Raw genomic sequence first — 22,296 nt, forward strand, 5'->3', positions numbered from 1 at the left:
TGGGTAATGAGCGGCCGTCCGAGTGGACATGGTTGGATGCCAGTAAGAGTGTCGTGAGAGTGTCCGCAAGGCTGCACCGTTGTCCCAGCCACCGCTGGGAGGTGCCCCCAGGCAGGCGGGAATCGTGAGGATCTTCGGGAAGGTACGGCATCGGCCCTCCGCCTCGTGGCGGCAGGCCACCGACCGCGCGTTCACGCTGATCGGCGACGGTCGGTACGAGGACGCGGGCGCACTCCTGACCAGAGCCGCGGACCTGGAGCCATGGCTGTCGGAGTCCTGGTTCAACTTGGCGCTGCTGCACAAGTTCCGGCACGACTGGGAGCAGGCGCGGGCCGCGGGGCTGCGGGCCGTCGCCCTGCTGGACCGGGAGACCGGCGCCCCGGACTGGTGGAACGTCGGGATCGCCGCCACCGCGCTGCAGGACTGGCCGCTGGCCCGGCGGGCCTGGCAGGCGTACGGGCTGAAGGTGCCCGGAGACCCCCACGGCGGGGGCGCGGGCGGCAAGTCCAACGGCGAACCGGTCGGTATGGAGCTCGGCAGCGCCGCCGTCCGGCTGTCGCCCGAGGGGGAGGCGGAGGTGGTCTGGGGCCGCCGGCTGGACCCGGCCCGCATGGAGGTGCTGTCCATCCCGCTGCCCTCCTCGGGGCGGCGCTGGGGCGAGGTCGTCCTGCACGACGGCGTACCGCACGGCGAGCGGGTCACCGCGGCCGGGCCCTCGTACCCCGTCTTCGACGAGATCGAGCTGTGGGCGCCGTCGCCGGTGCCGACCTGGGTGGTGCTGCTGGAGGCGGCCACCGAGGCGGACCGCGACGCGCTGGAGCAGCTGGCCTCGGACGCGGGCTTCGCCGCCGAGGACTGGTCTTCCTCGGTGCGGCTGCTGTGCCGGACCTGCTCGGAGAGCGAGATGCCGAGCGACGAGGGCGACGGGGAGCACCTGGATCCGCACGACCACAGCGAACCGGGGCATCCCGGGCCGCTGGGGCACCGTACGGCCGGTTCCGGTTCCCTGTGGGTGGCCGAGCGCGAATGCGGCATCGCGGCGCCGGCGGGTCTGGTGCGCGGGCTGCTCGACGGCTGGGTGGCCGACAGCCCCGACAGCCGTGAGTGGCGGGATCTCGAAGAAGTCTGCTGAGCCCGGGCCGTAGGCTGTACGGGCACATCGGTGGCCGTCGGCAGTCATCGATGACCGGGACTTACGGAAGGCGTACGGCGGACATGGCGCAGCAGGAGAACGAGGTGGCCGAGGTCGAGACCCGGACCGGGGTGAGCGACGACGGGTACGTCGTGGACACCGAGGACTGTGCGGAGCGCGAGCTCGCCCACCGCCAGCGCGGCACCGCCCGCCCCATCACGGTGGTCGGCAACCCGGTCCTGCACCGGGAGTGCAAGGACGTCACCGAGTTCGGCGACGAGCTGGCGCGGCTGATCGACGACATGTTCGCCAGCCAGAAGGCCGCCGAGGGCGTGGGCCTGGCCGCGAACCAGATCGGCGTGGACGCCAAGGTCTTCGTCTACGACTGCCCGGACGACGACGGCAAGCGGCACACCGGTGTCGTGGTCAACCCGAAGCTCGTGGAACTGCCGGCGGCCGCGCGGGTGCTGGACGACTCCAACGAGGGCTGCCTGTCCGTGCCGACCGCGTACGCCTCGCTGGCCCGCCCGGACTACGCCGAGGTCGAGGGCCAGGACGCGCAGGGCAACCCGATCAAGGTGCGCGGCACCGGCTACTTCGCGCGCTGCCTCCAGCACGAGACGGACCACCTGTACGGGTACCTGTACATCGACCGGCTCTCGAAGCGGGACCGCAAGGACGCCCTGCGCCAGATGGCGGAGGGCACCCCGCGCTACGAGACGGTCCCGAACGACTGACCCGGCCGGCCCGCTCGACGCGGTGGCCCGGCCGGCCTCGCGCACCACGCGCAAAGGCCCCGCTCCACAACCGGAGCGGGGCCTTCGCGCGTGCCCGGAGGCTACGGCCGGCTGCCGTCGGCCGGCGCGGTGTCCGACTCGCTGCCGCCGGTGGTGGCAGGAGCGGTGTTCCGGCCGTTGTCGGCCGGCGGGGCACCCCATCCGCTGTCCGCGGAAGCGGTGGCGCCGGCGCCGCCGACGAGCAGGGCGGCGAACGCGGCGGCGGTGATGATACGGGCGGTACGGGACATACAGGCTCCCCTGGGCTGGTGAGAGGTGCGCGACCCGAGCGTCGTGCGGTGCGGTCGGGGCGAACCCCATCACGGTACGACACCAACCGGTTACGCAGGGGGTTGGTTTGGGACAAGTGTTCTACGGTTCTCGGCCAATGGCGGGGCACCGGGGCAACGGCTCGACGCACAGGTCGGGCCGCTGCCCCCGGCGGTCATCGGCAACCGGAGTCAGAAGTCCTCGTCCAGGTCGACCGTGCCCTCGACGGCGACCTGGTAGGCCGACGGGCGGCGCTCGAAGAAGTTGGTCAGCTCCTGGACCCCCTGCAGCTCCATGAAGGAGAACGGGTTCTGCGAGCCGTACACCGGCGGGAAGCCGAGCCGGATCAGGCGCTGGTCCGCGACGCACTCCAGGTACTCGCGCATCGACTCGGTGTTCATGCCCGGCAGGCCCTCACCGCACAGGTCGCGGCCGAACTGCAGCTCCGCCTCGACGGCCTCCCTCAGCATGTCGGTGACCTGCTGCTGGAGGGCGTCGTCGAAGAGCTCCGGCTGCTCCTTGCGGACCGTGTCCACGACCTCGAAGGCGAAGTTCATGTGCATGGTCTCGTCGCGGAAGACCCAGTTGGTGCCGGTGGCCAGGCCGTGCAGGAGCCCGCGGGAGCGGAACCAGTACACGTACGCGAAGGCGCCGTAGAAGAACAGCCCCTCGATGCAGGCGGCGAAGCAGATCAGGTTCAGCAGGAAGCGGCGACGGTCCGCGGCCGTCTCCAGGCGCTCGATCTTCTCGACCGAGTCCATCCACTTGAAGCAGAACTGCGCCTTCTCACGGATGGAGGGGATCTCCTCGACGGCGTCGAAGGCGGCCGCGCGGTCGGCCGGGTCGGGCAGGTAGGTGTCGAGCAGCGTCAGATAGAACTGGACGTGCACGGCCTCCTCGAACAGCTGGCGCGACAGGTACAGGCGCGCCTCCGGGGAGTTGATGTGCTTGTAGAGCGTCAGCACCAGGTTGTTGGAGACGATCGAGTCGCCCGTCGCGAAGAAGGCGACCAGCCGGCCGATCATGTGCTGCTCGGAAGGCGTCAGCTTCGCCAGGTCGGCGACGTCCGAGTGGAGGTCGACCTCCTCCACCGTCCACGTGTTCTTGATCGCGTCCCGGTAGCGCTCGTAGAAATCGGGGTAGCGCATCGGACGCAGCGTCAGTTCGAAGCCCGGGTCGAGCAGGTTCTTGGTGATGCCGGGGTCGGTGGTGCTCATTACTGGCAGGCCTCGCAGGACTCGGGGTTCTCAAGGGAGCAGGCGAGCGCGTCCGCGTCGGCGACAGCCTGCGGGAGCGCTACGGGGGCAGAGGTCGCGGCGGCGGTGGTGGTGCCGCCCTGCGCGGCGCGGGCGATCTTCGTCGCCGGGCGGGAGCGCAGGTAGTAGGTGGTCTTCAGGCCCTGCTTCCAGGCGTACGCGTACATCGAGCTCAGCTTGCCGATGGTCGGCGTCTCCAGGAACAGGTTCAGCGACTGCGACTGGTCGAGGTACGGCGTACGGGCCGCCGCCATGTCGATCAGTCCGCGCTGCGGGATCTCCCACGCCGTGCGGTACAGCTCGCGGACCTCGGCCGGGATCCAGCCGAAGCCCTGGACCGAGCCGCTGGCGTCGCGCAGCGCCTCGCGGGTCTGGGCGTCCCACACGCCGAGCTTCTTCAACTCGTCCACCAGATAGGCGTTGACCTGGAGGAACTCACCGCTCAGCGTCTCGCGCTTGAACAGGTTGGAGACCTGCGGCTCGATGCACTCGTACACGCCCGCGATCGAGGCGATCGTCGCGGTCGGGGCGATGGCCAGCAGCAGCGAATTGCGCATGCCGGTCTTCGCGATGCGGGCGCGCAGCGCGTCCCAGCGCTCGGGCCAGTGCTGCTCGGCGCCCTCGTAGTGGTCGGGGTGCAGGACGCCGCGTGCGGTACGGGTACGCTCCCACGCCGGAAGCGGGCCGCTGCGCTCGGCGAGTTCCGCGGAGGCCTCGTAGGCGGCGAGCATGATGCGCTCGGCGATCTTCGTGGACAGGGCCTTCGCCTCGGCGGAGTCGAAGGGCAGCCGCAGCTTGAAGAAGACGTCCTGCAGGCCCATCGCGCCCAGGCCCACCGGGCGCCAGCGGGCGTTGGAGCGGCCGGCCTGCTCGGTCGGGTAGAAGTTGATGTCCACGACCCGGTCGAGGAAGGTCACGGCGGTGCGGACGGTCTCGTCCAGGCGCTCCCAGTCCATCACCTCCCGCCCGTCCCCGGCTCCCGTCAGCACGAAGGCCCCGAGATTGACCGAGCCGAGGTTGCATACGGCCGTCTCGCCGTCGTCGGTGACCTCCAGGATCTCGGTGCAGAGGTTCGAGGAGTGCACGACCGCGCCCGGCTCGGCGGTCTGGTTCGCCGTACGGTTGGAGGCGTCCTTGAAGGTCATCCAGCCCTGGCCGGTCTGCGCGAGGGTGCGCATCATCCGGCCGTACAGGTCGCGGGCGGGCATGGTCTTGCGGGCCAGTCCGGCGGCCTCGGCCTTGCGGTAGGCGGCGTCGAACTCGTCACCCCACAGGTCGACCAGCTCGGGCACGTCGGCCGGGGAGAAGAGCGACCACTGGGCGTCGGCGTTGACGCGGCGCATGAACTCGTCCGGCACCCAGTGGGCCAGGTTGAGGTTGTGCGTACGGCGCTGGTCCTCACCCGTGTTGTCGCGGAGCTCCAGGAACTCCTCGATGTCCGCGTGCCACGTCTCCAGGTAGACGGCGGCGGCGCCCTTGCGGCGGCCGCCCTGGTTCACGGCGGCCACGGAGGCGTCGAGGGTCTTCAGGAACGGCACGATGCCGTTGGAGTGGCCGTTGGTGCCGCGGATCAGCGAACCGCGGGCGCGGATGCGGGAGTACGAGAGGCCGATGCCGCCCGCGTGCTTGGAGAGGCGCGCGACCTGGTGGTAGCGGTCGTAGATCGAGTCGAGCTCGTCCAGCGGGGAGTCCAGCAGGTAGCAGGAGGACATCTGCGGGTGCCGGGTACCGGAGTTGAAGAGCGTGGGGGAGGACGGCAGATAGTCCAGGCGGCTCATCAGCCGGTACAGCGAGGCAACTTCCTCCACGGCGGCCACGCTGTCGTCCGCGGCGAGGCCGCAGGCCACGCGCAGCATGAAGTACTGCGGGGTCTCGATGACCTGACGGGTCAGGGGGTGGCGCAGCAGGTAGCGGCTGTGCAGGGTGCGCAGGCCGAAGAAGCCGAAGCGGTCGTCGGCGCCCTCGGCGAGGGTGTGCTCGACCAGGGAGTCGAGGCGGCCGGCATGGGTCCGTACGAACGCGGCCGTGCGGTCGGCGATGAGCCCCTCGCGGTGGCCGACCGCGACCGAGGCCGAGAAGGAGGTGGCGCCCTGGCCGACGGCCTCGTCGGCGACGGCCAGCGTCAGCAGGCGGGCGGCGAGCCGGGAATAGGCCGGGTCCTCGGAGATCAGGCCAGCGGCGGCCTCGGTGGCCAGAGCGCGCAGTTCGGCCTCGTCGGCGACGGAGCTGCGGCCCCGCAGCGCGGCGGCGGCGACGCGGCCCGGGTCGGTGTCGGGGAGGTCGGCCGTCAGCTCGGTGAGGGTGCGCAGCAGCGCGGCCCCGGGACCTTGCGGCGCGGACGGGTCGGACTCGGCGCGCGGTGCGGTGGGCGCGATGGTCACGGGGGAGCTCTCCCTCACTCGGCCCGGTCATCGGCGGGGCGGGGCGGGGCGCAGCGCATGCGGGCGTGCCGGATACGCGCACACCGCACGGCGTCCACCGGCCCAACCGCGAGGCCCGGACGTATCGGCACCCGGTTCGGTCGAGCCGGGCGCGCTGTCGGCAGGTCCTCGGACTTGCGGTGCACGAACGAGTGCACTTCATACCGTTGCGGGACAGTTCCGGATTCGCACCGGATTCCCCTGCGGCGACAGCAGCCCTGAGCATACATGTGGGGGCGGCCCCCGGCGGTAGCCCCCACATGTTGTGTCGTGTGCGACGCGCCGTCCCTGTGGCGTACCTCTCCGCTATCGTCGGAGAGAGCACCGTCGAGGAAGGCGAGCGAGGCATGACCGTGATGACTGACCGTCCCCTGATGCTGCCCGAAGAGTTCGAGGCCCTGGCGCGCATAGGCGCCCGCGAGATCGAGGGGCTGAGACTGGAATTCATCGACGGGAAGCTGGGGGCCAAGGCCGTGCCGGACGGGGACCATGACCGGATCGTTCTGTGGCTGGCCCGCCTGTGCATGCAGCACCGGCCGGAGCTGTGGCTTCATGTCGAGCGGGGGCTGAAGGTCCAGGAATATCGCTCGGGCAGAGTCCGGCCCGACGGGTGCTTGGCCCCGGATGACGCGTTTGTCGGCCAGGGAGAGTGGGCCGATCCCGCCCCTGTTCTCATGGTGGTCGAGGTCACCTCGTACGACTCCGACACGGATTCGCGTGACAGGAACGAGAAGCCCCGCGCGTATGCCGAAACCGCTATCCCCGTCTACTTGCTGATCGACCGGGACGCGTGCGAGGTCGTGGTACACAGCGAGCCCAATGGGCGGCGGTACGAGATGGTCCACACCGTTCACTTCGGCAAGGACGTCGAGCTTCCCGAGCCCGTCGGTATCACCCTCCCGACCGAGCCCCTCAAGGACTGGGTGCGCTGAACGCGAGGAAGGGCCCGCCGAATACGGCGGGCCCCCCGTACGTGTTCAGCAGCAGCGGAAGCCCTCGCGGGGGTCCGCCTCGCGGGCGTCCGTGCGGGCGCGTTCGAAGGCGCGGCGGGTCATGACCTCCGCGTCCGGGTCGTGGGAGCGGGCGTGGGTGACGTACCGGTCGTAGGCCGCCTCGCCCGAGAACTCCCGTACGTAGAACCGCACCCGCGCCAGCGTGCCGCGCAGGCTCATGACGCCGCGGGCTCCTTGACGCGGCCGCCGTTCGAGTCGAGCCCCGCGGCGGCGAGTTCCGCCTTCTCCTCGGCGGTCGCGATCAGCCCCGCCGGTGCGATGATCTTCGACTCGGTCCACGGCGCCTCGGAGAGCTTCACGGACTCCGGAGCGCTGATGGCCTTGAAGCAGGTCCGGGCCGCCTCCACCAGCACGACGATGATCAGGACCGCGAACAGCACCGACAGCACGCCGTCCACGGTGGCGTTGGTGACCACGGTGTGCATCTCGTCCATGGTCTTCGCCGGCGCCAGGACCTTGCCAGCCTCGATGCCCTCCTGGTACTTGTCGCGCTGCGCGAAGAAGCCGACCCGCACGTCCTGCGAGAAGATCTTCTGGTAGCTGGCGGTGAGGGTGACGGCCACGTCCCACGCGAGTGGAACACCCGTCACCCAGGCCCACTTCAGGCGCCCCGACTTGATCAGCAGCGTGGTGCAGACGGCCAGGGCGACCGCCGCGAGCAGCTGGTTCGCGATGCCGAACAGCGGGAAGAGCTGGTTGATGCCACCCAGCGGGTCCTTGACGCCGACCCACAGGAAGTAACCCCAGCCGCCGACGACGATGGCACTCGCGAGCCACACGCCCGGCTTCCAGCTGACGTCCTTGAAGGACTTGTGCACGTTGCCCAGGGTGTCCTGGAGCATGAACCGGCCGACCCGGGTGCCCGCGTCGACCGTCGTCAGGATGAACAGGGCCTCGAACATGATGGCGAAGTGGTACCAGAAGGCCTTCATCCCGGCGCCGCCGATCACGGCCGAAAAGATTTCCGCCATTCCGAGTGCGAAGGTCGGCGCGCCGCCCGTACGGGAGAGCAGGCTCGTCTCCTCGATGTCCTTCGCGGCCTGCGCGAGGGCCTCCGGGCTGATGGCGAAGCCGAAGTTCGTCACCGCCTGCGAGGCGCTCTCGACGGTGGTGCCGACGACGCCGCCGGGGGAGTTGACCGCGAAGAACAGGCCGGGCTCGATGATGCAGGCGGCGATCATCGCCATGACGGCGACGAAGGACTCGGTCAGCATCGCGCCGTAGCCGATGACCCGGACCTGGGTCTCCTTCTGGATCATCTTCGGGGTGGTGCCCGAGGAGACCAGCGAGTGGAAGCCGGACAGGGCTCCGCAGGCGATGGTGATGAAGACGAAGGGGAACATGGAGCCCGCGAAGACGGGGCCGTCGCCGCGGGTCGCGAAGTCGGTGACCGCGGGCATCTTCAGGGTCGGCATGGCGACGACCACGCCCACCGCGAGCAGCGCGATGGTGCCGACCTTCATGAAGGTGGAGAGGTAGTCGCGGGGCGCGAGCAGCATCCACACCGGCAGCACCGACGCGACGAAGCCGTACACGATCATCCATATGACCAGCGTCTCCTTCTCCAGCGTGAAGGTGCCGGCCAGCGAGGACTCGGCGACCCAGCCGCCCGCCACGATCGCGAGGAGCAGCAGCGCGACGCCGATGGCCGAGACCTCGGTGACCCGGCCGGGACGCAGCACGCGGAGGTAGAAGCCCATGAAGAGGGCGATCGGGATGGTCATCGCGATGGAGAAGACACCCCAGGGGGAGTGCGCCAGCGCGTTGACGATGACCAGGGCCAGCACCGCCAGCAGGATGATCATGATGGCGAACACGGCGATCAGGGCGGCGGCTCCGCCGACGGGTCCGATCTCGTCACGGGCCATCTGACCGAGGGAACGCCCGTCGCGGCGGGTGGAGAAGAACAGCGTGACCATGTCCTGGACGGCGCCGGCGAAGATGACGCCCACGACGATCCAGATGGTGCCCGGCAGGTAGCCCATCTGAGCGGCGAGCACGGGGCCCACGAGCGGGCCGGCGCCGGCGACGGCGGCGAAGTGGTGGCCGAAGAGCACCCGCCGGTCGGTGGGGTGGAAGTCGACACCGTTGTCGAGGCGTTCCGCGGGGGTGGCGCGGGTGCGGTCCACCTTCAGGACGCGGTGCGCGATGAAGCGGGCGTAGAAGCGGTAGCCGATCGCGTACGTGCCCAGCGCGGCGGCGAGCAGCCAGGCGGCCGAGACCTCCTCGCCGCGCGAGAGGGCCAGTACGCCCCAGCCGGCGGCGCCGATGAGGCCCACGAGCACCCACACGGCGACCGACTGCGGGGAAAGCCTCCCCGACGGGCGCGGGGAAGGCGAGTCCGGGCCCGTACCCGGACTCGCCGCGGCCCGTTCTGTTCCAGTTGCTTCCGGTTCCGGCATGGTCCTCGTCCCCTCGTCGATCACCTGCGTAAGCGCAGGGAATCTACGGGGGGTTGCCCGCTGAACGTAAGCCCCCGTCCGTATACCGGTACGAAACTGCGATGCGTGGTTCCGGTAGGGGGACCGGCTCCGGCCGCGCGGTGCGGGGCGCGGGGCGGGCGGGCCGGGCGGGCTGAGGCGGGGCGAAGGCCGGGCGCCGGGGGCCGGTTGGCGGGATCAGACGGCGGGGCGCTTGAGGCGGGCGACGAACTTGTAGCGGTCCCCCCGGTACACCGAGCGCACCCACTCGACCGGTTCCCCGTCGGCGTCCAGGGAGTGCCGCGAGAGCATCAGCATCGGCAGGCCCACGTCGGTGCCGAGCAGACCGGCTTCGCGCGGGCTCGCCAGCGAGGTCTCGATGGTCTCCTCGGCCTCGGCGAGGTGGACGTTGTACACCTCGGCGAGGGCGGTGTAGAGAGAGGTGTACTTGACGAGCGAGCGGCGCAGGGCGGGGAAGCGCTTCGCCGAGAGGTGAGTGGTCTCGATGGCCATCGGCTCACCGCTGGCCAGACGCAGCCGCTCGATGCGCAGGACGCGTCCGCCCGTGGTGATCTTGAGCAGTCCGGCGAGGGTGTCGTCGGCCGTCACGTACCCGATGTCCAGGAGCTGGGACGTCGGTTCCAGCCCCTGGGCCCGCATGTCCTCGGTGTAAGAGGTCAGTTGGAGCGCTTGCGAGACCTTGGGCTTGGCGACGAAGGTGCCCTTGCCCTGGATCCGTTCGAGCCGGCCCTCGACGACGAGCTCCTGGAGTGCCTGGCGGACGGTGGTCCGAGAGGTGTCGAATTCGGCAGCGAGCGTGCGCTCCGGGGGGACGGGCGTGCCGGGCGGCAGCGTCTCGGTCATGTCGAGCAAGTGCCGCTTGAGTCGGTAGTACTTGGGTACACGCGCCGTGCGGGTGGCTGGCCCGCCTTCCGGCTCCGTGATCGCCCCTTCGGTGGCCATCGCCGCCCGCCTTCCCGACTCCAGTTTCGCTGCCGTCACCGGCTCCTCCGATATGTGCGGTCACATCGTGACACGTATGGGGGGACAGGCCTTCTCTCTCCCCAGGTGTCGGTCCGATAACGGACCGATCACCCGCTCATTAGACCCTTGACACCCCTAAAGGTCTAGGCCAAGCTCCGGTTACTGGTCTAAACCAATATGGATCAGATCCCGGCCCCACGGGCAGTACTTGGTACGTACGTCACCGCGGTGGGCGAGGGAAGTTGCAGGCAGCATCCCTGAGGAGGGTGGCGTGAAGCGCAAGCTCATCGCGGCGGTCAGTGTCGCAGGCATGATGGCCGCAGTCGCGGCGTGCGGCAACGGCGGCGACGACAAGGGTAAGACCGACGCGGGCGGCGCCAAGGAGATCACCGTCTGGGTGATGGACGGCTCCGCGCCCAAGGCCTGGATCGACGAGGTCAACAAGGAGTTCTCGGCCAAGCACCCCGGTGTCACGGTCAAGGTCGAGGAGCAGAAGTGGACCGGCATCCAGGAGAAGGTCACCACCGCCCTCTCCGAGGACACCCCGCCCGACGTCCTTGAGCTCGGCAACACCCAGACCGCCGGCTACGCGGTCACCGGCGGTCTCGCCGACCTGACCGGCGACAAGGCCAAGCTCGGTGCCGACGCCTGGCAGAAGAGCATGCTCGCCTCGGCCGAGGTCGACGGCAAGCTCTACTCCGCCCCCTGGTACGCCGCCAACCGCGTCGTCATCTACGACAAGAAGGCCTTCGAGAAGGCCGGCGTCACCCCGCCGAAGACCCGCGACGAGTGGATCGCCGGGCTGGAGAAGCTGAAGGCGGCCGACCCGGCCTCGCAGCCGATCTACCTGCCCGGCCAGAGCTGGTACGTCCTCGCCGGCTTCATATGGGACGAGGGCGGCGACCTGGCCGTCAAGGACGGCGGCAAGTGGAAGGGCGGGCTGGGCACGCCGCAGGCCGCCTCCGCCATGGACTTCTACAAGAAGCTCCAGTCCTTCTCCACCGCCCCCAAGGACAAGGACGAGGCCAACCCGCAGCAGTCCACCGACGTCATCCCCAAGGGCGGCGTCGCCTCCTGGATCGGACTCGGCTGGGAGGCCGGCGGTGCGGAGAAGGCGCTGAAGGACGCGGGCAAGGAAGCCGACTTCGGCTACTTCCCGATCCCGGGTAAGACGGCCGACAAGACCAGCACCGTCTTCCTCGGCGGCTCGAACCTCGCGGTCGCCGAGCGCTCCAAGAACAAGGAGCTCGCCAAGGAGTGGCTGGCCCTCGCCGCCGGCAAGGACCAGATGACCAAGTACGCCGCCGAGACCAAGGGCGCGCTGCTCCCGAACCAGGCGGGTGCCAACTTCACCCCCGCCGCGGGCTCGTTCGCCGAGGCCATGGGCAAGGCCGGGGTCAACGGCAGGATCACCCCCGTCACCGCGGGCTGGGCGAACGTCGAGACCGAGCCGAACCCCATCAAGGAGTTCATGACCAAGGTCCTGAAGGGTGAGGACGCCGCCAAGGCGGGCGCGGACGCGGACAAGGAAATCGCGAACCGCATCAACAAGTAACCCCGCCCCGGGGGAGCACGCCCCGGGGGAGCACGCCCCGGGTCAGCACGGTGCGGGGAACCGCACACCGCAGTACCCGCACGACCCAGCAGTGTGAACGCACCGGGGGGTGCGGCAGGCACCCGGACGCCTGCCGCGCCCCCGGTCGCGCATTTGACTCCACAGTCAACCGCGAGGAAGCCAAGCCATGACCGTGCACTCCCAGGGAGCGACGACCCGCGCTCCACAGGACGCACCACACCAGTCCGCCGGACGGCCCCCGACGAAGGAGCCCGCCTCCGCGACCGGCCCCGAGCGGGGCCGTACGTCTCCTCGCGGCGGCAGAAGGCCGCTCCCCTCGGGGTGGCTGCCCTACCTGCTGGTCGGGCCCGCGGTGCTCAGCCTCGCGGTCCTGCTGCTGTACCCGCTGATCAAAAACGTGATCCTGTCCTTCCAGGACATCAACAAGATCGAGTTCATCCAGCGGAAGTACCCCTTCGCGGGATTCGGCAACTACACCCAGCTGCTGGGGGATCCGGACTTCTGGACCGTCGTCGTCCGCAGCTTCGCCTTCACCCTGGCCAACGTCGCGCTGATCATGGTGCTGGGCAGCCTGATCGGCATCCTGCTGAACCGGCTCGGCACGTGGATGCGCCTGGTCCTGTCCATGGCGCTCGTGATGGCCTGGGCCATGCCGATCGTCGCCTCGGTGCAGGTCTTCCACTGGCTGTTCGACGAGCAGTTCGGCGTCATGAACTGGGTGATGCGCACCGCCGGTTTCACCGGCTACGAGCAGCACAACTGGTTCGAGACCGGCCTCTCCACCCTGACGATCGTCACGGTCCTGGTGACCTGGGGCTCCATCCCCTTCGTCGCCCTCAACATGTACGCCGGCCTCACCACGGTCGGCGCCGAGCTGTACGAGGCCGCCCGGATGGACGGGGCCAACGGCTGGCAGACCTTCTGGAAGGTCGTCTTCCCCAGCCTGAAGCCCTTCTTCCTCGTCACCACCTTCCTTGAGGTGATCTGGGTCTTCAAGGCCTTCACCCAGGTCTACGCGATGAACAAGGGCGGCCCCGACCGCGCCTCCGAGATCCTGCCGGTGTTCGCGTACGTCGAGGGCCAGAGCCAGGCCCACTACGGCCTCGCCGCCGCCATCTCCGTCCTGACGATCCTCATCCTCGTGATCGTCATGTCCTTCTACTTCCGCCTGATCCTGAAGCAGGAGGAGGAGCAGTGAGCACGAGCACCGCCCCGAAGGCAGCGCCGCCCGCGCCGCCCGCCCCGTCCTCGAAGCCCGCGCAGCGGCTGCGCACCCGCCGGCCCGTCCGCCCCGCAGCGGTCGCCAAGAACCTCGGCGCGCTCCTCTTGGCCGTCCTCTTCGTCTTCCCCGTGTACTGGATGTTCTCCTCGGCCCTCAAGCCGTCGAGCGAGATCCTCGCCAAGGATCCCGTCTTCGCCTTCACCCCGACCCTGGACAACTTCACCAAGGCCACCGGGGTCGACCACTTCTGGACGTACGTCACCAACAGCGTCCTGGTCACCGTCGGCGCCGTGCTGCTGGCCCTGCTCGTCGCCCTCGCCGCGAGCTTCGCCATCGCCCGCATGAGGTTCAAGGGCCGCAAGGGCCTCGTCCTCGCCGTGATGATGGCCCAGATGGCGCCGTGGGAGGTCATGGTCATCGCGATGTACATGATCGCCCGCGACGGCGAGATGCTGAACAGCCTCCCGCTGCTCACCGCCATCTACTTCGTGATGGTCCTCCCCTTCACCATATGGACCCTGCGCGGCTTCATCGCCGCCGTCCCGGTGACGCTGGAGGAGGCCGCCCAGATCGACGGCTGCACCCGCGGCCAGGCCTTCCGCAAGGTGATCTTCCCCCTGCTGGCGCCCGGCCTGATGTCCACCTCGCTCTTCGGCTTCATCACGGCCTGGAACGAGTTCGCGATGGTCCTGATCCTGAACAAGGAGAAGACCGCGCAGACCCTGCCGCTCTGGCTGACCCAGTTCATGTCGGCCTTCGGCAACGACTGGGGCGCCACCATGGCCGCGTCCTCGCTCTTCGCGCTCCCGGTCCTGCTGATCTTCATCTTCCTCCAGCGCAAGGCCGTCGGCGGCATGACCGCCGGCGCCGTGAAGGGATAACGGCCGCCATGACTGTCCTTGCGCACCGCACCGACACCCTCACCAGGGACGCCCTCGCGGTCCTCCAGCCCGGCTTCGAAGGCACCACCGCCCCCGCCTGGCTGCTGCGCCGGGTCGGCGAAGGCCTCACCGCCGTCGGCCTCTTCGGCCGCAACATCGCCTCCCCCGGGCAGCTCGCCGCGCTCACCGCGCAGCTGCGCGCCGAGCGGGACGACGTACTGGTCGCCATCGACGAGGAGGGCGGCGACGTGACCCGCCTGGAGGTGCGGGGCGGTTCCTCCTTCCCCGGCAACCTCGCCCTGGGCGCCGTCGACGACACCGCCCTGACCCGGGACGTCGCCCGCGAGCTGGGCCGGCGCCTCGCCGACTGCGGGGTCAACCTCAACTGGGCCCCGTCCGCGGACGTCAATTCCAACCCGGACAATCCGGTGATCGGCGTACGGTCCTTCGGCGCGGACACCCGCCTCGCCGCCCGGCACACCGCCGCGTACGTCGAAGGCCTCCAGGCAGCCGGCGTCGCGGCGTGCACCAAGCACTTCCCGGGCCACGGCGACACCAACGTGGACTCGCACCACGCGATGCCGCGCATCGACGTGGACCTGGAGACGCTCCGCGCCCGCGAGTTCATCCCCTTCAAGGCGGCCATCGAGGCCGGCACCAAGGCCGTGATGAGCGCGCACATCCTGGTGCCCGCCCTCGATGCGACCCGGCCGGCCACCCTCAGCCCGCGGATCCTGACCGGTCTGCTGCGCGAGGAGCTCGGCTACCAGGGCCTGATCGTCACCGACGGCATGGAGATGAACGCCATCGCCGGAACGTACGGCATCGAGCGCGGCTCGGTCCTGGCCATCGCGGCCGGCGCCGACGCGATCTGCGTCGGCGGCGGACTCGCCGACGAGGCCACCGTGGTGCGGCTGCGCGACGCGCTGGTCGGGGCCGTACGCGAGGGCGCCCTCCCCGAGGAGCGGCTCGCCGACGCGGCGGCCCGGGTGCGGGCGCTGGCCGAGTGGACCCACCGGGCCGGCCGGGCCCGCCGGCCGCTGCCGGACGCTTCGGCGGGGGCGGGCGGCGCCGGCGGCATCGGGCTGACGGCGGCCCGCCGCGCGGTGGCCGTGACCGGCACCGCGTCGCCGGTCCCCCGCCCGTACGTGGCCACCCTGACCCCGGTCGCGAACATCGCGGTGGGCGACGAGACCCCCTGGGGCGTGGCCGGTGAACTGGCCGCGCTGGTGCCCGGCACCACCGCGGGCGATTACCCCGAGGGCGCCTCGGCCGCGGACATCCTGGCGGCCGCGGGGGACCGTACCGTCGTCGCGGTGGTACGCGACGCGCACCGGCACCCCTGGATGACGCGGGCCCTGGCGGCCTTGGTCTCGGCCCGGCCGGACACGGTCGTGGTCGAGATGGGCCTGCCGCGCGCGGAGCCGCGGGGGGCGTTGCACATCGCGACGCACGGCGCGTCCCGCGTGTGCGGCCGGGCGGCGGCGGAGGTCATCGCCGGGGTGTGAGCCCCGGGCCGCCGTCCACCGGCTCCGCCCGGCGCGGACATGCGAGAGGCCGGGCCTCCCCAGCGGGGGAGCGCCCGGCCTTTCGCCGTACGGGGTGAGGGCCTACAGGCCCTGCCAGGCCGGCTTGTTGGCGTAGGTGTGGCGGAAGTAGTCGGCCAGCTTCAGCTTCGAGGCGGCCGCCTCGTCCACGACCACGGTCGCGTGCGGGTGCAGTTGCAGCGCGGAGGCAGGCACCAGGGCGGACAGCGGGCCCTCGACGGTCTGCGCGACGGCATCGGCCTTGCCCTCGCCGGTGGCCAGCAGGACCAGGTGGCGGGCGTCGAGGATGGTGCCGATGCCCTGGGTGATGACGTGGTGCGGAACCTGGTCCATGTCGTTGTCGAAGAAGCGCGCGTTGTCCACGCGGGTCCGCTGCGTCAGCGTCTTGATGCGGGTGCGGGAGGCGAGGGAGGAGCAGGGCTCGTTGAAGCCGATGTGGCCGTCCGTACCGATGCCCAGCAGCTGGAGGTCGACGCCGCCGGCCATGGCGAGGGCCTGGTCGTACGCCTCGCACGCGCCCACGATGTCCTCGGCGCAGCCGTCCGGGCCGATGAAGGAGGCCTCGGAGAGGCCGAGGGGCTCGACGACCTCGCGCAGGACGACGGCGCGGTAGGACTCGGGGTGGCCGGGCGGCAGGCCGACGTACTCGTCCAGCTGGCATATCCGGGCCCGGGAGGCGTCCACCTGGCCGGACCTGACCTTGGCGGCGAGGGCCTCGTAGACGGGCAGCGGGGTAGAGCCGGTCGCCACGCCGAGCAGGGCGTCGGGCTTGCGGCGGACCAGGGCGGCCATGGCCTCCGCGATGAGCTCGCCGCCTGCCTTGGCGTCCGGGACGATGACAACTTCCACGGGGGCCTGCCGATCTGAGAGGGCGTTGTGGTATAGACCAATCTAGCAGAGCCCTTGTCTGTGGGCGGGGGTCTCTCCCCTGTCCATGGTGATCCGTTTTCCGGCGCCCGGCCTCCCGTCGGGGCGGCCGTTCCGGCCCGTAGGCGGGAGATGTGCGGGGGTCGCGGCATGGGGTTCGGGCGGCGCCAGGCAGTCAGCCAGGGGGTGGCCATTCTTGAAGGCCCACAAGACCGCCGGGGAATGCCGCGAGGGCTCCGCTCGGGCAGATCCGGCCCGGTGGCTCCGCCCAAAATTCCGCCCCGAAAATTCCTCTGGGCCACGGTGCAGGACGGGACCCTCAGCCCGCCCGGCACCGTAGCCCGGAGTACTTACGGCCGACGGGTGTGCGGTTCCCGGCGGCCGGTGGGAGGGGCCTGCGCGGTCAGGGCAGAGCGCGCGGCTTCCTCGATCCGTCCTCCTGTGCGGGGAGGGCGGAAGCTTAAGTCAATTCTGGACTAGACCAATCTGTTCTGTCCATCCATGAGGGACACTGCGGTCCCGTCACTTCCTCCAACAGTACGCGGCCATCGGCCCTCCTGGATACTCCTGAGTACCCCGGTGCGCAAAGTGATGAGCCGTACCCGGGGTACGCTCGCCACGTGCCCTCCATGAACGACCTCGTACGCCAGCACACCGCTCTCAGTGAAACCGACCTGGAGTGGCTGCACCTGCTGGTCTCGGAGTGGCAGCTGCTCTCCGACCTCTCCTTCGCCGACCTCGTGCTGTGGGTGCCCACCCTGGACGGCTCCCGGTACGTCTCGGTCGCGCAGATGCGGCCCAACACCGGGCCCACCTCCTACCAGGACGACATGGTCGGCCACCTGATTCCGCGCGGCCGCCGCCCGCTGCTCGACGCCGCCCTGGACGAGGGCCGGATCGTACGCGAGGGGGACCCGGAGTGGCGCGAGGAGGTCCCCGTCCGCGTCGAGTCGATCCCCGTGCGCCGCGAGGGACGGGTCCTGGGCGTCATCGCCCGCAACACCAACCTGCTGACCGTGCGGACACCGAGCCGGCTGGAGCTGACCTACCTCCAGTCCGCCTCCGACCTCGCCCAGATGATCGCGGCGGGTTCCTTCCCCTTCCCCGGCCAGCAGGTCGACATGGACGCCTCGCCGCGCGTCGGGGACGGCCTGATCCGGCTCGATGCCGAAGGCGTGGTGACGTACGCCTCGCCCAACGCGCTTTCCGCGTACCACCGGCTGGGCCTCGCCTCCGACCTGGTGGGCCAGCACCTGGGCGACACCACCACCGAACTGGCCCCCTCCCGCGGCCCGGTCGACGAGGCCCTGGTCAAACTCGCCAGTGGCTGGGCCCCCCGCGAGACGGAGGTCGAGGGCAACGGCGGAGTCATCCAGCTGCGCGCCATTCCCCTCAAGCCGAAGGGGACCCGGATCGGTTCCCTCGTGCTGTGCCGCGACGTCACCGAACTGCGCCGTCGCGAACGGGAGTTGATCACCAAGGACGCGACCATCCGGGAGATCCACCACCGGGTGAAGAACAACCTCCAGACCGTGGCCGCGCTCTTGCGGCTCCAGGCCCGCCGGATGGATTCCGAGAACGGCCGCGAGGCACTCAACGAGGCCGTCCGCCGGGTCGGTTCGATCGCCATCGTGCACGAGACGCTGTCTCAGAACCTGGACGAGCGGGTCGAGTTCGACGAGATCGCCGACCGGGTGATCGCGATGGTCTCGGAGATCTCGCCGGGCAAGGTCGACTGCCGCCGCACCGGCCGGTTCGGCATCCTGGACGCCGAGGTCGCCACCCCGCTGTCGATGGTCCTGACCGAAGTCCTGCAGAACGCCCTGGAGCACGCCTTCACCCAGGGGGAGGGCGGCACGGTCGAGGTCTACGCCACGCGCACCGGCAGCGGCCGCGCCGATGCCCGCCTGCTGATCACGGTGCTGGACGACGGGAGCGGTCTGCCCGAGGGATTCGATCCGCAGCGGGCCGGCAATCTCGGGCTGCAGATCGTACGGACCCTCGTGGAAGGCGAGCTCGGCGGCACCTTCGACATGGTGCGGATGGAGCCGCGCGGAACCAAGGTCGTCCTCGACGTTCCGTCCAGCCCCCAGAAGTAGCCGGGAAGCGGGTGCGGGGGTGCCGGGACGCCAGGCTGGGCCCCGGCCCGTCACCCAGCGTGACCGGACAGCACCGGACCCCGACCGGACAGCACTGAACCCCGGACCCGGGGCGCCTCCAGCGTGAGCTGGGGGCGATCCCCGGACCGGGGTTCAAGAGCACATTGCCAGGCGCTTCTCTGGGGTACTGCGCGCTGCGTCGAGGCTCGAAAGTCGTTGTCAGGCGCTGGCGTTGCGCGCCCGGTTGCGGGCGGCGCGGCGCTTCATCGCGCGGCGCTCGTCCTCGCTGAGACCGCCCCAGACACCCGAGTCCTGGCCGGACTCAAGCGCCCACTGCAGGCACTGCTCCATGACGGGGCAGCGGCGGCAGACGGCCTTGGCTTCCTCGATCTGCAGCAGCGCAGGACCGGTGTTGCCGATGGGGAAGAAGAGTTCCGGGTCTTCCTCGCGGCAAACGGCGTTGTGACGCCAGTCCATGGCTGCTCCATCTCCTTGTATTACCAGCTGGTTGCTTGTGAATGTGAACGCTTTCACGAATCCCCCCGTGAGGGAAGGGCGAACGCCCAGTTTCCCGGGTGCGGTCCTGATTCGTGGAGGGGTTCTGGCGGTCTGTGTGGGTGCCGGGTGCTGCGGGCTGTCCCGATCGCCATGTAGAGATTCGCAAACCTCGGACGGGGATACAACCCCTTCCGGCAAGTTTTTTTGGATTCGTCGGTGTCTACTAGGTCACAGCCCTAGTTCCTAGGGGTGGACCGGCGTGTAAACGTTCGAGTGAAAGGCCTTTCGACCCTTCCACTCACACAATCACACGCAGTGCACGGCGTACGCCTGTGAACTGAACGCTGGTCCGCAGGCCCAGGTGGTCTCCGTCCATCTGGAACGGCAGCGGAACCTTGGAATGCAAGGTGAAGTCGGTCAGATCGTGTAGAGACACTGCGTGCTTGCCGTGTGGGCCACGCTCAGGAGTCGAGGTCAGGAGCTGTGTGGCATATCGGGCGACCGCCGAAGTTGACAAACGGTTCAATGCCAGTACGTCAAGCGCGGTATCGAACGATGCCTGTGGGGACGCGTAAAGCGGCCGGTTGCCCAGGTACGTCCACGGCGAGGTGTTGCAGACTATGGACAGCACCAGGTTCGTCACCGGGTCCGCGCCCGGCCGCTCCAGCGTGACCGTGCCGTGCCGGCGGTTCGGTTCCTCCAGGAACTGGCGCAGCAGCTGTCGTACGTACAGCGCGTGCGTCGAACGCTTGCCCCGCTCCCGCTGCTGTTCGACCCGCCCCACCACACCCGCGTCGAAACCGAAGCCCGCGCAGAAGGTGAACCAGCGCGCCGGAACCGCTTCGTCCTCCGTGCCGGGGGTACCGGCCGCCAGACCCAGGCCCACCGTCCGCTCGCGCCGCTCCCGCAGCGCGTCCAGCAGGGCGCCCGTCGCCTCGACCGCGTCGTTGGGCAGTCCGAGGGCCCGCGCGAAGACATTGGTGGAGCCGCCGGGAACCACCGCCAGCCTGGGCAGCCGCTCCGGATCGGGCCCGTCGTGCAGCAGCCCGTTGACGACCTCGTTGACGGTGCCGTCGCCGCCCAGGGCCACGACGAGGTCCAGGCCCTCCCGCGCGGCCCGGCGGCCCAGGTCCCGGGCGTGACCCCGGTACTCGGTGGTCACCGCCTCCAGCTTCATCTCGCTGGCCAGGGCGTGGGTCAGGACGTCGCGCGTGCGCGCACTGGTGGTCGTCGCTGCTGGGTTGGCCACGAGAAGTGCACGCATGAGCGCCACACTACCCACCCCTGAGCGGGCCGACCCTACTGCCCGTCCGCTATCCGTCAGCGCCGCCGCGGCTACCCTGCTGGGGTGAGTACGAAGCCCCCCTCGAATGCCCCCGGCCCCGACCCCGACGCCGCCCCGGCCGCCGCTCTCCCCGGCCGGCTGACCGCCGCCGCCGCGCTCACCGCCCTGGAGGGCCTGGCGCTCGCGGGCCTCGGCGTCTACATGCTGTTCGTGGGCGTCGCCGGGGACCCCGACTCCGCGCAGCAGGCCGAGACCGGCGGGATCACCCTGCTCGCGCTGGCCGCCCTGCCGCTGGTCGCGGCCCGAGGGCTGCGCCTGGGCCGCCGCTGGAGCCGCGGCCCCGCGGTGATCACCCAGCTGATGGCGATGCCGGTGGCCTGGACGCTCTGGACCGCGGGCGGCGCGATGACCGCAGCCGCGGTGGCGCTGGCGGTGGCCGCGGTGGCCGTCGTGGCCCTGCTCCTGAGCCCGGCGGCGACCGAAGCCCTGGGTATCGGGCCCGGCGAGCAGACCCGATAACCCGGACGTTCCCTCTCGCGGTACCTGCGCGGGACCTACTCCTCGACCAGGAGCTTTTCGCGCAGCTGGGCCAGGGTGCGGGCCAGCAGGCGGGAGACGTGCATCTGGGAGATGCCGACCTCCTGGGCGATCTGCGACTGCGTCATGTTGCCGAAGAAGCGCAGCAGCAAGATCCGCTTCTCCCGTGGCGGCAGCCCCTCCAGTAGCGGTTTGAGCGACTCCCGGTACTCGACGCCCTCCAGGGCCTCGTCCTCCGCGCCCAGGGTGTCCGCGACCGCCGGCGACTCGTCGTCGGTGTCGGGGACGTCCAGCGAGAGGGTGCTGTAGGCATTGGCCGATTCCAGCCCCTCCAAGACCTCCTCCTCGGAGATCCCCAGCCGCTCGGCCAGTTCGTGGACCGTCGGGGAGCGGCCGTGCTGCTGGGACAGCTCCGCCGTGGCCGTCGTCAGGGACAGCCGCAGCTCCTGGAGGCGGCGCGGCACCCGTACCGCCCAGCCCTTGTCACGGAAGTGGCGCTTGATCTCACCGACCACCGTGGGCGTGGCGTACGTGGAGAACTCGACCCCGCGGTCCGGGTCGAACCGGTCCACGGACTTGATGAGGCCGATCGTGGCGACCTGCGTCAGGTCGTCCAGCGGCTCTCCGCGGTTGCGGAACCGCCGTGCCAGGTGCTCGACCAGCGGCAGGTGCATCCGGACCAGGCGGTTGCGCAGCTCCGCCCGCTCCAACGAGCCCTCGGGCATCGCCCGCAGCTCGATGAACAGGGACCGCGCGCCACTGCGGTCGCGCGGATCCGGCAGCGCCGCCGTCACCGGGAACACCGGTGCCGACTGGACCATCGGTTCCGCAGGGGCCGCCGGGGCCGCTGCCGCGCCCTGAGGTGGCTGTGGTCCGTCGTGCTGGTTCTCGCTCATAGGGCCCGCCCGTCGCTCCGCCGAGTCCAAAAAGCCGTCTTCCGCATCCGCGTCAGCCGGGTGCGGCCGGGCCTGGTGCTGCTCCGGGATGCCGCCGTCGACCTCGTGCCGTACCCGGGGCCGATCCCCACCCCGCACCGGGACCTCCCCGCCGCTCACGCCGGGCCTGGCCCCACGCCGCGCTGTTTGTAAAGGCTGATGCTCACCGTCCGGTCCTCCTCGACCGTGGCCTCGACCTTGCCGGCCAGCGCCGACAGGACGGTCCAGGCGAACGTGTCGCGCTCCGGCGCGCGCCCGTCCGTGGTCGGCGCCGAGACGGTCACCTCCAGCGAATCGTCCACCAGCCGGAAGACGCAGCTGAGGACGGAGCCGGGCACGGCCTGCTGGAGCAGGATCGCGCAAGCCTCGTCCACCGCGATGCGCAGGTCCTCGATCTCGTCGAGGGTGAAGTCCAAACGTGCCGCGAGGCCGGCCGTGGCCGTCCGCAGCACCGACAGGTAGGCACCCTCAGCGGGCAGCCGGACTTCCACGAAGTCCTGGGTCCCGGGCTCGCCTGCGATCTGGGACACCCTCACCTCCAAGGTGGTACGAGCTCTGTTCGCCGGTGACGCTATCGC

At 70.4% G+C, this 22,296-nt stretch carries 20 protein-coding genes and 1 riboswitch; of the genes, 9 read left to right on the top strand and 11 right to left on the bottom strand.

Going from position 1 to position 22,296, the window contains the following annotated elements; translation table 11 throughout:
* Positions 1-124 precede the first annotated feature (124 nt).
* On the top strand, positions 125-1,132 hold the full coding sequence (locus ACWDX7_RS21895) for a tetratricopeptide repeat protein (RefSeq protein ID WP_451492688.1): 1,008 nt from the start codon (positions 125-127) through the stop codon (positions 1,130-1,132).
* An 83-nt stretch (positions 1,133-1,215) separates the two neighbouring features.
* Entirely contained in the window at positions 1,216-1,869 is a 654-nt protein-coding gene (gene def, locus ACWDX7_RS21900; protein ID WP_451492708.1) for a peptide deformylase, read from the top strand.
* 101 nt (positions 1,870-1,970) lie between these two features.
* On the opposite strand, the gene ACWDX7_RS21905 is transcribed toward def, so the two are convergent.
* The 3 genes from ACWDX7_RS21905 to ACWDX7_RS21915 all read right to left on the bottom strand — a co-directional run bounded on the left by ACWDX7_RS21905 (position 1,971) and on the right by ACWDX7_RS21915 (position 5,815).
* Complete coding sequence (locus ACWDX7_RS21905; RefSeq protein WP_451492687.1) at positions 1,971-2,159, bottom strand: hypothetical protein; 189 nt, start codon at positions 2,157-2,159, stop codon at positions 1,971-1,973.
* A gap of 210 nt (positions 2,160-2,369) precedes the next feature.
* Positions 2,370-3,395 (bottom strand): ribonucleotide-diphosphate reductase subunit beta, encoded by a 1,026-nt coding sequence (locus ACWDX7_RS21910; protein ID WP_451492686.1) that lies wholly within the window; start codon positions 3,393-3,395, stop codon positions 2,370-2,372.
* A complete protein-coding gene (locus ACWDX7_RS21915; RefSeq protein ID WP_451492685.1) occupies positions 3,395-5,815 on the bottom strand; it encodes a ribonucleoside-diphosphate reductase subunit alpha in 2,421 nt (806 codons plus the stop codon). Before ACWDX7_RS21915 ends, ACWDX7_RS21910 begins: the two co-directional genes overlap by 1 nt.
* 142 nt (positions 5,816-5,957) lie before the next feature.
* Positions 5,958-6,090, bottom strand: a riboswitch (cobalamin riboswitch).
* A 111-nt stretch (positions 6,091-6,201) separates the two neighbouring features.
* Here ACWDX7_RS21915 and ACWDX7_RS21920 point away from each other — a divergent pair.
* On the top strand, positions 6,202-6,786 hold the full coding sequence (locus tag ACWDX7_RS21920; protein ID WP_451492707.1) for a Uma2 family endonuclease: 585 nt from the start codon (positions 6,202-6,204) through the stop codon (positions 6,784-6,786).
* A gap of 45 nt (positions 6,787-6,831) precedes the next feature.
* Here ACWDX7_RS21920 and ACWDX7_RS21925 read toward each other — a convergent pair whose 3' ends face one another.
* The 3 genes from ACWDX7_RS21925 to ACWDX7_RS21935 all read right to left on the bottom strand — a co-directional run bounded on the left by ACWDX7_RS21925 (position 6,832) and on the right by ACWDX7_RS21935 (position 10,250).
* On the bottom strand, positions 6,832-7,026 hold the full coding sequence (locus ACWDX7_RS21925) for a YbdD/YjiX family protein (protein WP_451492684.1): 195 nt from the start codon (positions 7,024-7,026) through the stop codon (positions 6,832-6,834).
* Positions 7,023-9,269 carry a carbon starvation CstA family protein gene (locus tag ACWDX7_RS21930; RefSeq protein ID WP_451492683.1) on the bottom strand — a complete coding sequence of 749 codons (2,247 nt, stop codon included), beginning with the start codon at positions 9,267-9,269 and terminating at the stop codon, positions 7,023-7,025. Before ACWDX7_RS21930 ends, ACWDX7_RS21925 begins: the two co-directional genes overlap by 4 nt.
* 216 nt (positions 9,270-9,485) lie before the next feature.
* The gene (locus ACWDX7_RS21935) at positions 9,486-10,250 is read right to left on the bottom strand and encodes a GntR family transcriptional regulator (protein ID WP_451492706.1); all 765 of its coding nucleotides are present in this window, start codon (positions 10,248-10,250) and stop codon (positions 9,486-9,488) included.
* Between the two features lie 292 nt (positions 10,251-10,542).
* Between ACWDX7_RS21935 and ACWDX7_RS21940 the strand changes: the two genes are divergently transcribed.
* From ACWDX7_RS21940 to ACWDX7_RS21955, 4 genes are all read left to right on the top strand, one after another.
* Entirely contained in the window at positions 10,543-11,826 is a 1,284-nt protein-coding gene (locus tag ACWDX7_RS21940) for an extracellular solute-binding protein (RefSeq protein ID WP_451492682.1), read from the top strand.
* A 187-nt stretch (positions 11,827-12,013) separates the two neighbouring features.
* Complete coding sequence (locus ACWDX7_RS21945; protein ID WP_451492681.1) at positions 12,014-13,045, top strand: carbohydrate ABC transporter permease; 1,032 nt, start codon at positions 12,014-12,016, stop codon at positions 13,043-13,045.
* A gap of 68 nt (positions 13,046-13,113) precedes the next feature.
* Complete coding sequence (locus ACWDX7_RS21950; protein WP_451492705.1) at positions 13,114-13,950, top strand: carbohydrate ABC transporter permease; 837 nt, start codon at positions 13,114-13,116, stop codon at positions 13,948-13,950.
* An 8-nt stretch (positions 13,951-13,958) separates the two neighbouring features.
* Entirely contained in the window at positions 13,959-15,458 is a 1,500-nt protein-coding gene (locus ACWDX7_RS21955) for a glycoside hydrolase family 3 protein (RefSeq protein ID WP_451492680.1), read from the top strand.
* Between the two features lie 102 nt (positions 15,459-15,560).
* Here the strand turns inward: ACWDX7_RS21955 and nagB are convergent, their stop codons facing one another.
* The gene (gene nagB, locus ACWDX7_RS21960; RefSeq protein ID WP_451492679.1) at positions 15,561-16,346 is read right to left on the bottom strand and encodes a glucosamine-6-phosphate deaminase; all 786 of its coding nucleotides are present in this window, start codon (positions 16,344-16,346) and stop codon (positions 15,561-15,563) included.
* A gap of 647 nt (positions 16,347-16,993) precedes the next feature.
* Between nagB and ACWDX7_RS21965 the strand changes: the two genes are divergently transcribed.
* On the top strand, positions 16,994-18,463 hold the full coding sequence (locus tag ACWDX7_RS21965) for a sensor histidine kinase (protein ID WP_451492704.1): 1,470 nt from the start codon (positions 16,994-16,996) through the stop codon (positions 18,461-18,463).
* 219 nt (positions 18,464-18,682) lie between these two features.
* Here the strand turns inward: ACWDX7_RS21965 and ACWDX7_RS21970 are convergent, their stop codons facing one another.
* Together ACWDX7_RS21970 and ACWDX7_RS21975 are read right to left on the bottom strand one after the other, a co-directional pair.
* Positions 18,683-18,940 carry a WhiB family transcriptional regulator gene (locus ACWDX7_RS21970; RefSeq protein ID WP_003953983.1) on the bottom strand — a complete coding sequence of 86 codons (258 nt, stop codon included), beginning with the start codon at positions 18,938-18,940 and terminating at the stop codon, positions 18,683-18,685.
* Between the two features lie 319 nt (positions 18,941-19,259).
* A complete protein-coding gene (locus ACWDX7_RS21975) occupies positions 19,260-20,225 on the bottom strand; it encodes a diacylglycerol/lipid kinase family protein (RefSeq protein ID WP_451492678.1) in 966 nt (321 codons plus the stop codon).
* 84 nt (positions 20,226-20,309) lie between these two features.
* On the opposite strand from ACWDX7_RS21975, the gene ACWDX7_RS21980 reads away from it, so the two are divergent.
* Entirely contained in the window at positions 20,310-20,765 is a 456-nt protein-coding gene (locus ACWDX7_RS21980; RefSeq protein WP_451492677.1) for a hypothetical protein, read from the top strand.
* A 35-nt stretch (positions 20,766-20,800) separates the two neighbouring features.
* Here the strand turns inward: ACWDX7_RS21980 and ACWDX7_RS21985 are convergent, their stop codons facing one another.
* Entirely contained in the window at positions 20,801-21,817 is a 1,017-nt protein-coding gene (locus ACWDX7_RS21985) for an RNA polymerase sigma factor SigF (protein WP_451492676.1), read from the bottom strand.
* 17 nt (positions 21,818-21,834) lie between these two features.
* A complete protein-coding gene (locus ACWDX7_RS21990; protein WP_451492675.1) occupies positions 21,835-22,248 on the bottom strand; it encodes an anti-sigma regulatory factor in 414 nt (137 codons plus the stop codon).
* Between the last annotated feature and the right edge of the window lie 48 nt (positions 22,249-22,296).

Source organism: Streptomyces sp. NPDC003034 (genome assembly GCF_053591375.1).

Coding starts and splice junctions, on each gene's coding strand:
- ACWDX7_RS21955 (WP_451492680.1), top strand. CDS start 13,959: ATGACTGTCCTTGCGCACCGCACCGACACCCTCACCAGGGACGCCCTC.
- ACWDX7_RS21925 (WP_451492684.1), bottom strand. CDS start 7,026: ATGAGCCTGCGCGGCACGCTGGCGCGGGTGCGGTTCTACGTACGGGAG.
- ACWDX7_RS21935 (WP_451492706.1), bottom strand. CDS start 10,250: ATGGCCACCGAAGGGGCGATCACGGAGCCGGAAGGCGGGCCAGCCACC.
- ACWDX7_RS21945 (WP_451492681.1), top strand. CDS start 12,014: ATGACCGTGCACTCCCAGGGAGCGACGACCCGCGCTCCACAGGACGCA.
- ACWDX7_RS21910 (WP_451492686.1), bottom strand. CDS start 3,395: ATGAGCACCACCGACCCCGGCATCACCAAGAACCTGCTCGACCCGGGC.
- ACWDX7_RS21975 (WP_451492678.1), bottom strand. CDS start 20,225: ATGCGTGCACTTCTCGTGGCCAACCCAGCAGCGACGACCACCAGTGCG.
- ACWDX7_RS21970 (WP_003953983.1), bottom strand. CDS start 18,940: ATGGACTGGCGTCACAACGCCGTTTGCCGCGAGGAAGACCCGGAACTC.
- ACWDX7_RS21920 (WP_451492707.1), top strand. CDS start 6,202: ATGACCGTGATGACTGACCGTCCCCTGATGCTGCCCGAAGAGTTCGAG.
- def (WP_451492708.1), top strand. CDS start 1,216: ATGGCGCAGCAGGAGAACGAGGTGGCCGAGGTCGAGACCCGGACCGGG.
- ACWDX7_RS21905 (WP_451492687.1), bottom strand. CDS start 2,159: ATGTCCCGTACCGCCCGTATCATCACCGCCGCCGCGTTCGCCGCCCTG.
- ACWDX7_RS21965 (WP_451492704.1), top strand. CDS start 16,994: ATGAACGACCTCGTACGCCAGCACACCGCTCTCAGTGAAACCGACCTG.
- ACWDX7_RS21930 (WP_451492683.1), bottom strand. CDS start 9,269: ATGCCGGAACCGGAAGCAACTGGAACAGAACGGGCCGCGGCGAGTCCG.